The sequence below is a fragment of the Cellulophaga sp. 20_2_10 genome (assembly GCF_023476645.1).
Lineage (GTDB): Bacteria > Bacteroidota > Bacteroidia > Flavobacteriales > Flavobacteriaceae > Cellulophaga.
This window is the reverse complement of the sequence record NZ_JAMCOJ010000009.1, coordinates 1-14996: the sequence shown is the minus strand read 5'-3', so window position 1 is coordinate 14996 and position 14996 is coordinate 1. Positions and strand designations below refer to the sequence as shown.

The following is a 14996-nucleotide window of genomic DNA, read 5'->3' as shown; positions in this document are numbered from 1 at the left end:
TAAAAATAAGTTCTTATCTTATTTTTTGTACAAACTCTTTAATGGTATTTACACCATTTTCTGTAAGATGTTTTATAAAGGCTGAGCCAATAATTGCACCTTTTGCGCTTTCTGTAGCTTGGGTGTATGTTTCGTTATTGTTTATACCGAAACCTATTACTTGTGGGTTTTTAAGTTTCATAGTAGCAATACGTTTAAAATACGCAGTTTGCTCATCTCCAAAACCAGATTTAGAACCTGTAACACTAGCGGAACTTACCATATAAATAAAGGCGTCAGATGCATCATCTATTTGTTTAATACGCTCATCGCTAGTTTGTGGTGTAATTAAAAAGATGTTTTTTAGGTTGTATTTTTTAAAAATAGACTCGTATTCATCTTGGTAAACAGCCAAAGGTAAATCTGGCATAATTAAACCATCTATACCAACTTCTGCGCATTTTGCACAAAAGGCTTCAACGCCGTATTGTAACATTGGGTTAAAATACCCCATTACAATTAAAGGAATAGAAACTGTTTTGCGTATATCTTTTAATTGCTCAAAAAGTAAATTGGTGGTCATACCATTTTTAAGTGCAATAGTAGAGCTATTCTGTATGGTTGGACCATCTGCTAACGGATCACTAAAAGGCAATCCTATTTCAATCATATCTATACCACTAGCTTCTAAATCTTCAATTATTTTAACTGTATTGTTAAGCTCTGGGTAACCTGCTGTAAAGTACAATGAAAGAAGTTTTTTGTCTTCTTGCATTTTTTGATTAATTCTATTCATTATACAATTTTATAAGTTGAAATATTTAATATAATTATCTAAATCTTTATCACCACGACCAGATAAACTTAGTACAACCACATCCTCTGGTTTAAAAGTTTTATGTTTAAAAATGGCTAGAGCGTGGCTACTTTCTATGGCTGGGATAATGCCTTCTAATTTTGTTAACTCTAAACCAGATTGCATAGCCTCATCATCTGTAGCGGAATAAAACTCTCCTCTTCCTGTTTTGTATAAATGAGCGTGTAATGGTCCAACTCCAGGGTAATCTAAGCCGGCAGAAATAGAGTAGGGCTCTGTAATTTGTCCGTCTTGCGTTTGCATTAGTAATGTTTTACAACCGTGTATAACACCCTCTTTACCAAGTGCAGACGTAGCAGCACTTTCTCCAGAATTAATGCCTTTACCAGCAGCTTCTACAGCAATAATGCCAACTTCTTCTTCGTGTAAAAAGTGATAATAAGCACCAGCAGCATTACTGCCACCACCAATACATGCAACTACGTAATCAGGATTTTCACGACCTTCTTTTTCTTTTAGCTGCCATTTTATTTCTTCTGATATAATCGATTGAAATCTAGTAACCATATCTGGATAAGGATGTGGCCCAATAGCAGAACCAATAATGTAATGGGTATCTACAGGATTGTTAATCCAATCGCGAATAGCCTCATTAGTTGCATCTTTAAGTGTTTTACTACCAGAAAGTGCAGGTCTAACCTCTGCGCCTAACATTTTCATGCGAGCAACGTTTGGTGCTTGGCGGGCAATATCAATTTCACCCATATACACTACGCAATCCATACCCATTAGAGCACAAACAGTAGCTGTAGCAACACCATGCTGACCAGCACCAGTCTCTGCAATAATACGGTGTTTACCTAACTTTTTGGCCATTAAAATTTGACCAATAGTATTGTTAATCTTGTGTGCACCGGTGTGGTTAAGATCTTCTCTTTTTAAGTATACTTTTGTATTGTACTTCTCAGACAATCTTTTTGCAAAGTACAAAGGAGACGGCCTGCCTACGTAATCTTTTAAAAGCTGATCGAACTCTGCTTTAAAGTCTGGCTCTGCCATAACTTTAAGGTAATTTTGGCGTAGATTTTCTACGTTAGGATATAACATTTCTGGAATATAGGCACCGCCAAATGTTCCGTAATATCCTTTTTCTGTTACATTATAATTCATCTGAATTAGTATTAAGTTTTAAGCACTTGATTTAGATACTTAATGCTGTTTTAAATTCGTTTAATTTTTCAATATTCTTTAATCCTGGTTCTATTTCAAAACTGCTATTTACATCTAAAGCAACGCAGTATTTAGAAGCAGTAGTCTTTAAAAAGTCTTTCACCTTATCTACATCCTTAATGCCAATACCACCACTTAAAAAGTAGGGTTTGGTAGATGGGTAGTTTTCTAAAACAGACCAGTTAAAAGTGTATCCATTTCCACCAGGCAATTTTCCTTTTGTATCAAATAAAAAGTAGTCGCACACTTTTTCAAAAGGACTAAGACTGCTAAAGTCAAAACTATCTTTAATAGAAAAAACTTTTATTATTTGCGGTTGCTTCCCTTTTAATCCAAGGCTAGAATTTCGTAATCCTTTACAAAACTCCGGAGACTCTTTACCGTGTAATTGTACGGCATCTAAATTATACTCGTTAATACGATTTACAACATAATCCAAATCAGCATCAACAAAAACACCAACTTTTTTAATGTTTTTAGGAATGTTACCCATTTTGCCATTAAAAAATCGAGAAGAAGGTTCCCAAAATATAAAACCTAGATAGTCTGGTTGCAATGCAGCAACGGCTTCCATATTTTCAAGGTACTTCATACCACAAACTTTTAGTTTCATTAGGATAAAGATGTAATAAAATTGGTAGCACTATCGCCAGGATTATCAGTTTTCATAAAATTTTCACCTATTAAAAAACCTTTGTAACCATAAGGTTGTAATTCTTTAATTGCTTCAATACTGCTAATACCACTTTCAGAAACCTTTACAAAGTCGTTTGGTATTAAAGAAGATAAAGATTTACTAGTATCTAAACTTACTGTAAATGTTTTTAGGTTACGGTTGTTTACACCTAGCATATCTAAACTAGGCATAATAGATTTGTGCAATTCTTCCTCGTTGTGTACCTCTAATAAAACATCTAAATTTAAACTTTTAGCAAACTCAGAAAACTGTTTTATTTCGTCTCTAGTAAGTATGGCTGCAATTAATAAAATAACATCTGCACCGTAGGCTTTAGCTTCTAGTATTTGATATTCATCTATAATAAACTCTTTACGCAATAGCGGCATTTTTACAGCTGCTCTTGCGGTTAGTAAGTCGTCTAAAGAACCACCAAAATATTTGCCATCTGTTAAAACTGACATACCACAAACACCTGCACCTTGGTAACCTGTAGCTACATCTTGCACAGACAGACTGTTATTTATTACGGCTTTAGAAGGCGACCTTCTTTTGTGCTCGGCAATAATACCAGAACTACTATTTTTTAATGCCGTAGCTAAAGAACTTGTTTGTCTGTTAAATAAAACAGAAGCCTCTAATTGAGAAACAGGAATAAGTGATTTTCTTAAATCTACCTCCTTGCGTTTGTCGCGTACTATTTTTTCTAAGATATCCATTTATGCACTTAGCTTTTGTAATTTTTTTAATGCTTCTAATCCTTTACCGCTACGCAAAGATTCTTGTGCTTTTAAAAAGCCTTCTCTTGGGCTTATGTTTTCTACTGTAGCAATTGCAATACCTGCATTAGCACAAACAACATTATTTTGTGGTTCTGTGCCTTTACCACTTAAGATGTCTACAAATATTTTAGCAGAAGCATCAATAGTATCACCGCCAACAATATCTGATTGTTTTATTTGCTGCACTCCAAAATCTTCTGGTTTAAGCATACTTTCTGATAAACGAGAGATTGTCTTTGTGTTCCCTGTTAAGCTAATTTCATCATACCCATCTAAGGCGTGTAAAACAGTAAAGTTTTTATCTGTATTTTGATAAAGATACCCATACATCCTAGCCAACTCTAAATTGAAAACACCTACCATTTGGTTTTTAGGAAAGGCAGGGTTTACCATAGGTCCTAACATGTTAAAGAATGTTTTTACAGCCAACTCTTTACGTATTGGTGCAACATTTTTCATAGCTGGGTGAAAAAGGGGAGCGTGTAATACGCAAATACCAGCTTGGTCTATTGTTTTTTCTAAGAAACCAGCATCGCTACTAAATTTTATTCCTAAAGATTCCATTACATTGCTACTGCCACATTTGCTAGAGACACCGTAGTTACCATGTTTGGTAACTTTAATGCCAGCGCCAGCAGTAACAAAAGAGGCAAGTGTAGAAATATTAAAAGTGTCTTTACCATCGCCACCAGTACCACATAAATCTACTGGATTATATGCAGATAAATCTACGGCTAAGCAAAGGTCTAGCAATGCATCTCTAAAACCTTCTAACTCTTCAATAGTAACGCTACGCATCATATAAACAGTTAAGAAAGCTGCAATCTGACTTGTGTTATAATCACCCTTAGCAATGTTTACTAATACATTTTTGGCATCTTCTTTTCCAAGAATTTCGTGATTAATTAATCTATTTAATATTGTTTTCATCTTTAATATTTTTAATAAATACGTAAATTTTTGATATCGATCTATTTTACTTATTTACCCAATTTTTTAGCATTTTTTTGCCTTCTGGAGTTAATACAGACTCTGGGTGAAACTGTACTGCGTTAACATCATAAACCTTATGGCGTAAAGACATTATTTGTCCGTTTTCATCAACAGAAGTAGCTTCTAGAACTTCTGGTAAATCTGGATTAACAACCCAAGAATGGTAACGACCAACTTTTAATTCTTTGCCTAAACCAGCAAACAAGACATCATCTTTAATAACCGTAATAGTAGTCGCAATACCGTGGTAAACTTGCTCTAGGTTTATTAAAGATCCTCCAAAAACTTCACCAATGGCTTGTTGTCCTAAGCAAACACCCAAAATAGTTTTAGTAGGTGCATATGTAGCAATAATTTCTTTTAATAATCCTGCTTCATCCGGAATGCCAGGACCTGGAGAGAGTACTATTTTTTCAAAAGCATCTACTTCTTCAAGTGTAAGTTGGTCATTTCGTTTTACAGTAACATCACAATCCAAATCTTCTAGGTAGTGCACTAAATTGTATGTAAAACTGTCGTAATTATCTATAACTAGTATTTTTTTCATCGTCTTAAATATTCTCAGCTATTTCTAAAGCTTTGGTTAGTGCTCCTAATTTGTTGTATGTTTCTTGTAGTTCGTCTTTTGGATTAGATGCAGCAACTAAACCAGCACCAGCTTGGTAATGTAGTTGATGGTTTTTACTAAGAAAAGTTCTAATCATTATAGCGTGATTAAAATTTCCGCTAAAATCCATAAAACCAATTGCACCACCATAGTAACCACGACTAGTTTTTTCGTATTTTTCTATAAGTTGCATAGCCATATGTTTTGGCGCCCCACTAAGTGTACCTGCAGGGAAGGTATCTGCAACAACTTTCATTGTAGGTATGTTTTTTTTCTTTATTCCTGTAACTTTAGATACTAAGTGAATTACATGAGAGAAAAACTGAACCTCTCTGTAGTTTTCTACAGTAACCGTATTCCCATTTCTGCTTAAATCGTTTCTAGCCAAGTCTACTAGCATTACATGTTCGCTATTTTCTTTGTCGTCCTCTGTTAATTCTTTAGCAAGAATAGCATCTTTTTCGTCGTTACCAGTACGTTTAAATGTGCCAGCAATTGGGTGTATTTCTGCTTTGCCGTCTTTTACAATAATTTGTGCTTCTGGTGAACTACCAAATATTTTAAAATCACCATAATCAAAATAAAATAGGTAAGGAGATGGGTTTACAGAGCGTAAGGCACGGTATACATTAAATTCGTCCCCTTTAAACTCTTGAGAGAACCTTCTAGACAATACCAATTGAAAAACGTCTCCACGTTGGCAATGTTTTTTAGCTAAATCTACCTGTTCTAAAAAATCGTTATCTGTTAAGTTAGATGTTGCTTCTCCTGTTTTAGAAAAATTGTAAGTAGCAAAATCTCTTACGTTTAATAATTGTTCTATTTCTGGAATGTTGTTTTCTGTGTTATAAGTATGTGCAAATATGTATGCTTCATTTTTAAAATGATCAACAGCAATTACATTTTTATATACCGCATAATACATATCTGGTATAGTAACAGAGTTGTCTTTTTTGGTAATGTTTACATCTTCAAAATAACGAACAGAATCGTAAGCCATATAGCCAAAAAGACCATTGTTTATAAACTTAAAGTCGTTATTGCTAGAGCTAAACTTAGTGCTAAAGTTGTGTAGCACAGTGGCAACATCTACAGTTTCATCTATAGTAGTAATTTGACTAGTACCATCTGGGTAGCTTTCTAGGATTGTTTCATTCTCTATTTTAATAGAAGCAATAGGATTGCAACAGATATAAGAAAAACTATTATTATTGGCGTGGTAGTCGCTACTTTCTAATAAAATGCTATTAGGAAACTTATCTCTAATTTTTAAGTACATACTAACAGGTGTAATAGTGTCTGCTAATATTTTTTTGTAGTGTGATGTTAGATTATATTTCATCTTAAACTTTAAATTTTTAAATAAAAAAAAGGCTTGTCGTGATAGACAAGCCTTTTATGTATATGATTACAATGATGCTTTGCTCACGACGTTTGACGTAAGTTGTTCCACCACCATATGTTAGTTGTTATTTTCATTAGGTCAAATATATAAAGGAATTTTATAATACCCAACTAGAGTTTCATAAAAAATAAAAAACCTCACAAAAGTGAGGTTTAAAACAATCTTAAAGTATGTTTTAGAATTGTAAATCTACAACAAGATCAAAATCATCATAAATAGCTTTATCTCCTAAGTTTTCTATGAAACTACCAGACTGGTATTTAATATTAAACTCAGTTCTGTCTATTTTTAAGCTTGCTGTTGCTTTACTACCGTATACAGATATTGTAAAGTCTACTGGCTTAGTAATACCTTTTATAGTTAATTTACCTTTTGCTGCGTAAGCATTTTTCCCTGTAGCTTTACCAACGGTAAAAACTAATTTAGAAGTTGTATTTTTTTCAGTGCTAAAGAAATCATCAGACTTTAAGTGGCCTTCTAATTTACCTTTCATTCCGCCTTCTAAATCTGTAACAGCTAATGTAGTCATGTCTACTACAAATTCACCTGCAGATAATTTATCGTTCTTAAAAACTAAAGAACCTTCTTTAAACTCTAAAGAACCTTCATGAGAACCTGTTACTTTATATCCTTTCCAAGTAATACTACTTGTTTCTGTGTTAATTTTTTTCTCTTGAGCTGTTAATGCTGCAACAGAAAAAACTAATGCTAAAATACTTACTGATAATTTTTTCATAATTGTTGTTTTATTTGTCTGTGTTTAATTTGTCTAATAATTTATTTAAAGTAATTAAGTCTTCCGTATCTACATCTTTTAGAAGTTCTTTTTCCATAACAAGCATAGCGTTGCTCATTTTTAAAAGCTCTTCTTTTCCTTTTTTAGTGATAAAAATTTCAATTTTCCTCCTATTTTCCTCGCAAACTGTACGTTTTACAAAATCTTTCAAAATTAGTTTATCTACCAATCTAGTCGTATTACTCATTTTAGACACCATTCTATCGTTTAAGGTGCTAAGGTTAGCGGCTTTTCCGTTTTGTCCTTTTAATATACGTAAAACATTAAACTGCTGTATAGAAACATCAAAAGGTTTTAAAGCTTCTGTTGTATGTTCCGATATACTTTGGTGTACTAACATTAAGTGAATAATAGTCTTGCTTTCTAGTGCTAAAGGCTTATTCGATTTTAAAATTTTGTTCACATCCATGTTGCTACAATAATTGTATATACAAATGTATGTAAAAATTATTTTAATTACTTTTGAAAAAAAATATTTAAGATGGATTTAACACAAGAAGAATGGAGTGCAAAATTAGCAGAGGATGCTAACGCTTTTATATTAGATGTAAGGACTGAAGATGAGATTGCAGAAGGGTACATACCTAATGCTGTAAATGTTGATATTTACAAAGGACAGGGCTTCATAGACGAATTAGAAAAGCTAGATAAAACAAAGACCTATTACGTGTATTGTAGATCTGGAAACCGTAGTGGACAGGCTTGTGCTATAATGAATAGTCTTGGTTTTGAAAACGCTTACAATTTAGAAGGCGGTTTTATGAACTGGGAAGGTGATGTAAAAGAGTAACGTTACATATAAAATTCTTTTTGTTTACTTTAGTAAGCAAACAACCTTTAGTATAGTTATGCGCGAAGACCTTTTACATTTTATATGGAAATATAAAAAATTACAGTTAAAAGGTTTGCAAACAACCCACGGAGATGCCATAACAATTGTGTCTGCTGGCACGCATAACTATAACGAAGGGCCAGATTTTTTTAATGCTCAAGTTAAAATAGGAGACCAGTTGTGGGCTGGTAATGTAGAAATGCATTTAAATGCGTCTCATTGGTATGCGCATAATCATGAGCAAGATAAAAATTATAATAATGTAATACTACATGTAGTTTGGGAAGATGACGCAACCGTTTTTAGACCAGATAATTCTGAGATTCCCACGCTTGTATTAAAAGACTACATTCCCTTACATGTTTTAGAGAATTACAGCCAATTATTTTCTTCGGAGAAACAAAAATTTATCAATTGCGAAAAAGACATAGCTTCTGTAGATTCTTTTTTAATGCAAAATTGGATAGACCGTTTGTATTTTGAACGCTTAGAACAAAAAGCCGTTCTTGTAAACCAACTTTTAGTAGATTCTAATAACAATTGGGAACACGTTCTTTTTGTTTTGTTGATGAAAAATTTTGGCTCGACCATAAATGGAGACTCATTTTTGCAACTCGCAAAAAACATAGATTTTAGTATTTTCAAAAAAGTATGTGTAAAACCGTTACAGGCAGAAAGTCTTTTGTTTGGTATGTCTGGTTTGTTAAAGAGTGATGAAGTTTTAGATACCTATTATTTAGAATTAAAAAAAGAATATGCTTTTTTGCAGAATAAATTCAACCTTACTGTTGATGATGAGGTCTCCGTTGCTTTTTTTAAATTAAGGCCTACTAATTTCCCTACCATCCGTTTGTCTCAGCTGTCTGCTTTATATGTAGAACATCAAGCATTGTTTGCTAAATTAATGCAGGCTAAAAGTGTAACAGAAATATATACTGTTTGCAATGTTATGGCGAGTACGTATTGGGATAATCATTTTACGTTTGCTAAAGAATCAAAAAAAAGTAAAAAGAAGCTAACCAAATCCTTCATAGATTTACTGGTTATAAATACTATTTTGCCTTTACGTTTTTGTTACTCTAAGTATGTGGGTAAAGATGACAATGAGACTATTTTAGAAATGAGTACAACTTTAGCTAAAGAGCAAAATAATGTTGTGTCTGGCTTTAAAACGATAAAAGTTACTGTAGAGAACGCAAAAGATAGTCAGGCGGTTTTACAATTGTATAAAGCGTATTGTTCAAAAAATAAATGCTTGCAATGTGTTGTTGGTAGTAGTTTATTAAGTAGAAATGGTTAATTTTATAGTATGAAATTTTTCTATAACATTTTATACTATTTTCAAAAGCGCGGTTTTGAGGTTTGTAGACGTATAGCAGAGCGTTTTGGCATAAGGGCTAGGATAGTGCGTACTTCTTTTATTTACTTAACTTTTGCCACGTTAGGATTTGGATTTGCTTTGTATTTATTTTTAGCATTTTGGTTAAAAATTAAGGATTTACTGTATACCAAGAGAACCTCAGTCTTTGATTTGTAATAATTAATATGCTATTATAAAGCGTGTTTCTGTTCCTAGAAATGCTTTAATCAGTACTAAAATACCATTTATAGGTGAAGCTTTTAAAATTATTCAGATCAAAAATATACTTAGCAGAATTGTTAATTGTATCTATTTTGGCAATAGGTATTTTAGGGTATAGGTATATTTCGGGTTACAGTTGGATGGAGGCAGTTTATATGACTGTTATCACTATGGCTACCGTTGGTTTTTCGGAGGTTAAACCATTAGATACTGCATCTAAAATTTTTACTATATTTTTTATAATCTCTAGTGTTTTTATTGTCGCCTACGCTATATCTGTTGTTACGGAATATGTTTTGGGTAAAAATTCAGTGCAACTATTAAAGAAAAAACGAGTGAAAAATAAAATTAAAGACTTGTCTGGTCATATTATTATCTGTGGATACGGAAGAAACGGTGCGCAAGCAGCAGAACGACTTAGTAGTTATAAAAGACCATTTGTAGTTATAGAAAAGGATAAAGAAGTTATAGAAAAGTATGAAGAAGATGTGCTTTTTATAGAAGGAGATGCTACGGATGATGAGTCTTTAATTGAGGCAGGAGTTGCTAATGCAAAATATTTAATTACGGCAATGCCAGATGATGCATCAAACTTGTTTGTAGTTTTATCTAGTAGGCAGTTAAATAAAGAACTGTTTATAATAAGTAGAGCTTCTTTGGTGAATTCTGAACGTAAATTAATTCTAGCAGGTGCAGATAAAGTTATAATGCCAGATAAAATTGGTGGCGACCATATGGCATCTTTAGTTGTAATGCCAGATTTAATTAGTTTTTTAGATAAGCTGTCTACAGAAGGCAAACACACCACAACCTTAGAAGAAATTGCAATAGAAGATTTAACAGACAATACGACAAGTAATTCTATTAAAGATTTAGATTTAAGGAAAAGAACGGGGTGTACTATAATAGGTTACATTTCTCCCGAAGGTGAATATATTATTAATCCAGAAGCTAATTTGCAATTAGAATCTAAAAGCAAGGTTATTGTTTTAGGTAGACCTGAGCAAATTATGAAATTGAATGAAATCTTCCATATTGATTGATAATTTAATGAAAATTCCTTGATTGAGTTGATTATTTTTTGGATATTGCTGCCCTAACAAACTCAAAAAAATCAATCAACGATGAAGAAATACCTATATTTTCTTTCTTTTATTATGTCTATGTCTGTTTTTGCTCAAGACTTTAGCGTAGAAGGAAAAGTTTTTAATCCCTCAAATTCTATTAATGATGGAGTGATTAAGTTAGAGGTAAGTGGAGGAGAAGCCCCTTATACCTATAAGTGGAGTAATCAAAACACTCCCTTAAGCTCAAATAAAGCAACAGGTTTAGTAGAAGGTATCCCTTACACCTGTATAATTACAGATTCTAACGGAAAAAGTGTAACCAAAGTATTTACGGTAGAATCAGATGCAATTGCCGAAATTTTTAACGGTACTATGACTCCGGCAGTAAGCGCTTTGGGGTCTGTTTTGTTTTGGGACCCTTTTGCAGCAATAGGTATTTACGATCCTGTAGTATATGCAGATTCTAAAAGAATAGGTGTGCCTAACTGGTCTCCTGAATTAGAAGATAAGTTTACGTTAAAAACGTGGCTTAAAAAAGATGGAGAAAAAGTTAAGCAAGGTGAGAATATAGCAGTTCTTACAAACGCAGCAGGTGAAGACCAGAACATAGTTTCTTTAGCGAATGGTACATTAAGCCATTTAACAGCAGCGGGCAAGGTTGTCTATAACTCAGAGAATAAAGAGCACGTTATAGAGCAAGGTGCACATTACTTTGCCGAAATTAATTATGATGATCCTGTAGTTTTAACACATCCAAACGGAGATCCGTTAACTAAACCAATTTCATTTATTGTGATCTGGTTGGTGTTAGGAGCAACTTTCTTTACAATAAGAATGGGCTTTATCAATATTCGTGGATTTAAACATGCATTAGATCTTGCAAGAGGTAAATATGATGATCCAGATGCTCCAGGTCAAGTAACACATTTTCAAGCGTTGGCTACAGCAGTATCTGGTACTGTTGGTCTAGGGAACATTGCGGGTGTGGCAGTAGCTGTGTCATTAGGTGGTGCAGGTGCTACTTTTTGGATGATCGTTTGTGGGTTGTTAGGAATGTCTTCAAAATTTGTAGAGTGTACGTTAGGTGTAAAATACAGAGATATTTTACCTGATGGTAGAGTGTTTGGTGGTCCAATGAACTATTTGCGTTATGGTCTAGAGAAAAGAAATATGAAAGGATTAGGTAAAGTACTTGCAGGAGGTTTTGCAGTATTAGCTGTTGGAGCTTCTTTTGGAGGTGGTAACATGTTCCAGGCAAATCAATCTTTTGAGCAATTAGCAGGTCAGTTTCCTGCACTTGCTGGTAACGGATTTTGGTTTGGTGTAGTAACAGCAGTTTTAGTAGGTGTTGTAATTATAGGAGGCATTAATAGTATTGCCAAAGTAACAGGTAAAATTGTACCAGTTATGGCATCTATTTATGTGGTAGCTGCATTAGCAGTTATTGTAATGAATATACAAAATATAGGCCCTGCATTTTCTGCAATTGTAGATGGTGCATTTAGTCCGTCTGCTTTAAAAGGTGGTATTGTAGGTGTTTTAGTTGTTGGTTTCCAAAGAGCGGCATTCTCTAACGAAGCTGGTGTTGGTTCTGCTGCAATTGCACACAGTACAGCAAAAACAAATAATCCTCCATCAGAAGGTTTTGTTGCGCTTTTAGAGCCGTTTATAGATACAGTAGTAGTTTGTACATTAACTGCATTGGTATTAATATTTACCGGTATGCATGAGGTAGAAGGTATGGCTGGAGCGCAGTTAACATCAGATGCTTTTGGTAGTCAAATTTCTTGGTTCCCTTATGTTTTGGCATTGGCTGTTTTCTTATTTGCTTTTTCTACAATGATATCTTGGTCTTACTACGGTATGCGTGCTTGGACATACTTATTTGGAAAAAGTAAAAGAACTGAGTTTGTTTACAAAATGTTCTTCTTGGTATTTGTTGTAATAGGTGCTTCTGTTAGTTTAGGTGCTGTATTAGATTTTTCAGATATGATGATCTTGGCGATGTCCTTTCCTAATATAATAGGTTTGTATATAATGTCTGGTGAAGTTAAAAAAGACTTAGCGGAATACTTTAAGAAGTTAAAATCTGGTCAGCTGCATACAAAGCAGACGATAAAGAAGTAATATTAAAATAATGAAAAAGTTTAAGTCCCACTTTCAGTTCAGTAAAGAACAGCAAAGTGGGATTTTCTTTTTATTGTTATTTATCATAATTCTGCAAGTTGTTTATTTTTTGGTTCGTAATGGAGTATTTGCATCTTCTACAAATGACTTAACTCATAATACCGAACTTCAAACTAAAATAGACTCTTTAAAAAATCAATCTATAGAAAAGAACACATTTAAAATCTATCCTTATAATCCAAATTACATTTCGGATTATAAAGGGTATACATTAGGTATGTCTACAGAGGAAATAGATCGATTGCATAATTATAGGGCTTTAAATAAATATGTAAACTCTACGGCAGATTTTAAAGAAGTTACTAAAGTCTCAGATTCGCTATTAGACGTTTTGTCTCCCTACTTTAAATTTCCAGATTGGACCAAGAAGAATAAGAAGAAAGCGAGTGTTGGTTTTGTTAAAAAGCCAATAATCTCTGTTGCTTATGATGTTGTAGATATTAATACCGCAACAGCAGAAGAACTTCAGGGAATAAACGGAATCGGAGAAAAGTTATCTGCAAGGATAATTAAATTTAGAGATAGGCTGGGTGGTTTTTTGGCAAATGACCAGTTGTTAGATGTTTATGGTTTATCACCGGAAGTGGTTGCGCGTCTTTTAGAGCGTTATAAGGTTATAAGCAGGCCTAAGGTTGTATTAATTGATATTAATAGCGCTACGGCGTATGAGATTTCTAAATTAATTTATATTAGATATGATCTTGCTAAGCGCATGGTTGAATATAGACAGGAAAACGGAGGTTTCACTTCTTTTGCTGATTTATCAAATATTGAAGGATTTCCTGCGAATAAGATTGATAGAATTAAACTATATTTGAGCATCGATAAAAAATGAAACAGGTATGGAAGGTATGTACTTCACAGAAGAGCATCAGTTATTTAGAGAAAGTCTAAAAGAATTTTTAAAAAAGGAAGTTGTTCCTAATGTAGACAAGTGGGAAGAATCAGGAACTATTGATCGTTCTATCTGGAAAAAATTTGGGGATATGGGCTATTTTGGTCTTGCTTCTCCAGAAGCGTACGGAGGATTAGATTTGGATCTTTTTTATACAATTATCTTTTTAGAGGAATTACAAAAAATTAATTCTGGTGGTTTTGCTGCTGCAATGTGGGCACATGCTTATTTGGCAATGACACACGTTACAAAAGAAGGAGATGACGCTATTAAACAGGACTATTTGGCACCTAGTATAGCTGGTGAAAAAATTGGTTGTTTATGTGTTACAGAGCCTTTTGGAGGTAGTGATGTTGCTGGTATGCGTACAACTGCTGTTAAAAAAGGAGATACATATGTAATTAATGGTTCTAAAACATTTATTACAAACGGAGTATATTGTGATTATATGGTCGTTGCAGCAAAGACTAGTCCTGAGTTGGGAAATAAAGGGATTAGTATCTTTATGGTAGATAAAGATACTTTAGGTGTTTCTGCTTCTAAGCTTAACAAATTAGGATGGAGAGCCTCTGATACTGCAGAAATAGCATTTGATAACGTTACGATACCGGCGTCTAACTTAATGGGTGAAGAAGATAAGGGTTTCTCTTATATAATGCAGCATTTTGCTTTAGAGCGATTAATAATGGGTGTTAATGCGCATGCTAGAGCGGAGTACGCTTTGGATTATGCACGTCAATATATGTCTGAGCGTACAACGTTTGGAAAAACAATAGACAAATACCAGGCATTAAGACATAAGTATGCAGATCTATATGCAGATATGGAAATATGCAGAGAGTATAACTATTCTGTAGCGTATAGATTAAACAAGGGAGAATATGTTGTTAAAGAAGCGACTATATCTAAGTTGAAGTCTACAAAAATGGCTGATGAAGTTATTTATGACTGTTTGCAGTTTTTAGGAGGTTATGGTTATATGGAGGATTATCCTATGGCTAGATTGCTTAGAGATAGTAGGCTAGGCCCAATTGGTGGTGGTACTAGTGAAATCTTGAGAGAGATTATTGCTAAAATGGTAATAGATAAGAAAGAGTACAAGCCAGCGACAAGTTAGGATTACTCATTTTGGCAAAAATAATTTCCAA

16 protein-coding genes are annotated in these 14996 nt (G+C 33.6%); 7 read left to right on the top strand and 9 right to left on the bottom strand.

The features are described from left to right. Positions 1–13 precede the first annotated feature (13 nt). The 9 genes from trpA to M4I21_RS14560 all read right to left on the bottom strand — a co-directional run bounded on the left by trpA (position 14) and on the right by M4I21_RS14560 (position 7694). Entirely contained in the window at positions 14–775 is a 762-nt protein-coding gene (gene trpA / locus M4I21_RS14600) for a tryptophan synthase subunit alpha (RefSeq protein ID WP_249559967.1), read from the bottom strand. A gap of 9 nt (positions 776–784) precedes the next feature. Beyond that, complete coding sequence (trpB, locus tag M4I21_RS14595; protein WP_249559966.1) at positions 785–1966, bottom strand: tryptophan synthase subunit beta; 1182 nt, start codon at positions 1964–1966, stop codon at positions 785–787. A 31-nt stretch (positions 1967–1997) separates the two neighbouring features. Further along, complete coding sequence (locus M4I21_RS14590) at positions 1998–2639, bottom strand: phosphoribosylanthranilate isomerase (protein WP_249559965.1); 642 nt, start codon at positions 2637–2639, stop codon at positions 1998–2000. After that, positions 2639–3421, bottom strand: coding sequence for an indole-3-glycerol phosphate synthase TrpC (gene trpC, locus M4I21_RS14585; RefSeq protein WP_249559964.1), 783 nt, complete (start codon positions 3419–3421; stop codon positions 2639–2641). Before trpC ends, M4I21_RS14590 begins: the two co-directional genes overlap by 1 nt. After that, entirely contained in the window at positions 3422–4414 is a 993-nt protein-coding gene (trpD, locus tag M4I21_RS14580; RefSeq protein ID WP_249559963.1) for an anthranilate phosphoribosyltransferase, read from the bottom strand. 46 nt (positions 4415–4460) lie between these two features. Beyond that, entirely contained in the window at positions 4461–5024 is a 564-nt protein-coding gene (locus tag M4I21_RS14575) for an anthranilate synthase component II (protein WP_249559962.1), read from the bottom strand. Between the two features lie 4 nt (positions 5025–5028). Continuing rightward, positions 5029–6426, bottom strand: a complete 1398-nt coding sequence (locus M4I21_RS14570; protein ID WP_249559961.1) for an anthranilate synthase component I family protein — start codon at positions 6424–6426, stop codon at positions 5029–5031. A 238-nt stretch (positions 6427–6664) separates the two neighbouring features. Then, a complete protein-coding gene (locus tag M4I21_RS14565; RefSeq protein ID WP_249559960.1) occupies positions 6665–7225 on the bottom strand; it encodes a YceI family protein in 561 nt (186 codons plus the stop codon). A 10-nt stretch (positions 7226–7235) separates the two neighbouring features. After that, positions 7236–7694, bottom strand: a complete 459-nt coding sequence (locus tag M4I21_RS14560; RefSeq protein ID WP_249559959.1) for a MarR family winged helix-turn-helix transcriptional regulator — start codon at positions 7692–7694, stop codon at positions 7236–7238. Between the two features lie 72 nt (positions 7695–7766). Here M4I21_RS14560 and M4I21_RS14555 point away from each other — a divergent pair, with 72 nt between their 5' ends. The 7 genes from M4I21_RS14555 to M4I21_RS14525 all read left to right on the top strand — a co-directional run bounded on the left by M4I21_RS14555 (position 7767) and on the right by M4I21_RS14525 (position 14965). Beyond that, positions 7767–8075, top strand: coding sequence for a rhodanese-like domain-containing protein (locus M4I21_RS14555; protein ID WP_249559958.1), 309 nt, complete (start codon positions 7767–7769; stop codon positions 8073–8075). 58 nt (positions 8076–8133) lie between these two features. Then, entirely contained in the window at positions 8134–9417 is a 1284-nt protein-coding gene (locus M4I21_RS14550; protein ID WP_249559957.1) for a DUF2851 family protein, read from the top strand. 9 nt (positions 9418–9426) lie between these two features. Beyond that, positions 9427–9654 carry a PspC domain-containing protein gene (locus M4I21_RS14545; protein WP_072304946.1) on the top strand — a complete coding sequence of 76 codons (228 nt, stop codon included), beginning with the start codon at positions 9427–9429 and terminating at the stop codon, positions 9652–9654. Positions 9655–9728: 74 nt separating this feature from the next. Further along, positions 9729–10742 (top strand): potassium channel family protein, encoded by a 1014-nt coding sequence (locus tag M4I21_RS14540; RefSeq protein ID WP_249559956.1) that lies wholly within the window; start codon positions 9729–9731, stop codon positions 10740–10742. 81 nt (positions 10743–10823) lie between these two features. Further along, complete coding sequence (locus M4I21_RS14535) at positions 10824–12893, top strand: amino acid carrier protein (protein ID WP_249559955.1); 2070 nt, start codon at positions 10824–10826, stop codon at positions 12891–12893. Between the two features lie 10 nt (positions 12894–12903). Then, a complete protein-coding gene (locus M4I21_RS14530) occupies positions 12904–13788 on the top strand; it encodes a ComEA family DNA-binding protein (RefSeq protein ID WP_249559954.1) in 885 nt (294 codons plus the stop codon). Between the two features lie 7 nt (positions 13789–13795). Further along, complete coding sequence (locus M4I21_RS14525; protein WP_249559953.1) at positions 13796–14965, top strand: acyl-CoA dehydrogenase family protein; 1170 nt, start codon at positions 13796–13798, stop codon at positions 14963–14965. The last annotated feature ends 31 nt before the right edge of the window (positions 14966–14996 follow it).

Bases quoted from the DNA above. Each gene is read 5' to 3' on its own strand.
- M4I21_RS14545 (WP_072304946.1), top strand. From the start codon at position 9,427: ATGAAATTTTTCTATAACATTTTATACTATTTTCAAAAGCGCGGTTTT.
- M4I21_RS14555 (WP_249559958.1), top strand. From the start codon at position 7,767: ATGGATTTAACACAAGAAGAATGGAGTGCAAAATTAGCAGAGGATGCT.
- M4I21_RS14590 (WP_249559965.1), bottom strand. From the start codon at position 2,639: ATGAAACTAAAAGTTTGTGGTATGAAGTACCTTGAAAATATGGAAGCC.
- M4I21_RS14550 (WP_249559957.1), top strand. From the start codon at position 8,134: ATGCGCGAAGACCTTTTACATTTTATATGGAAATATAAAAAATTACAG.
- M4I21_RS14570 (WP_249559961.1), bottom strand. From the start codon at position 6,426: ATGAAATATAATCTAACATCACACTACAAAAAAATATTAGCAGACACT.
- trpA (WP_249559967.1), bottom strand. From the start codon at position 775: ATGAATAGAATTAATCAAAAAATGCAAGAAGACAAAAAACTTCTTTCA.
- M4I21_RS14535 (WP_249559955.1), top strand. From the start codon at position 10,824: ATGAAGAAATACCTATATTTTCTTTCTTTTATTATGTCTATGTCTGTT.
- trpB (WP_249559966.1), bottom strand. From the start codon at position 1,966: ATGAATTATAATGTAACAGAAAAAGGATATTACGGAACATTTGGCGGT.
- M4I21_RS14565 (WP_249559960.1), bottom strand. From the start codon at position 7,225: ATGAAAAAATTATCAGTAAGTATTTTAGCATTAGTTTTTTCTGTTGCA.
- M4I21_RS14560 (WP_249559959.1), bottom strand. From the start codon at position 7,694: ATGGATGTGAACAAAATTTTAAAATCGAATAAGCCTTTAGCACTAGAA.
- M4I21_RS14575 (WP_249559962.1), bottom strand. From the start codon at position 5,024: ATGAAAAAAATACTAGTTATAGATAATTACGACAGTTTTACATACAAT.
- trpC (WP_249559964.1), bottom strand. From the start codon at position 3,421: ATGGATATCTTAGAAAAAATAGTACGCGACAAACGCAAGGAGGTAGAT.
- M4I21_RS14530 (WP_249559954.1), top strand. From the start codon at position 12,904: ATGAAAAAGTTTAAGTCCCACTTTCAGTTCAGTAAAGAACAGCAAAGT.
- M4I21_RS14525 (WP_249559953.1), top strand. From the start codon at position 13,796: ATGGAAGGTATGTACTTCACAGAAGAGCATCAGTTATTTAGAGAAAGT.
- trpD (WP_249559963.1), bottom strand. From the start codon at position 4,414: ATGAAAACAATATTAAATAGATTAATTAATCACGAAATTCTTGGAAAA.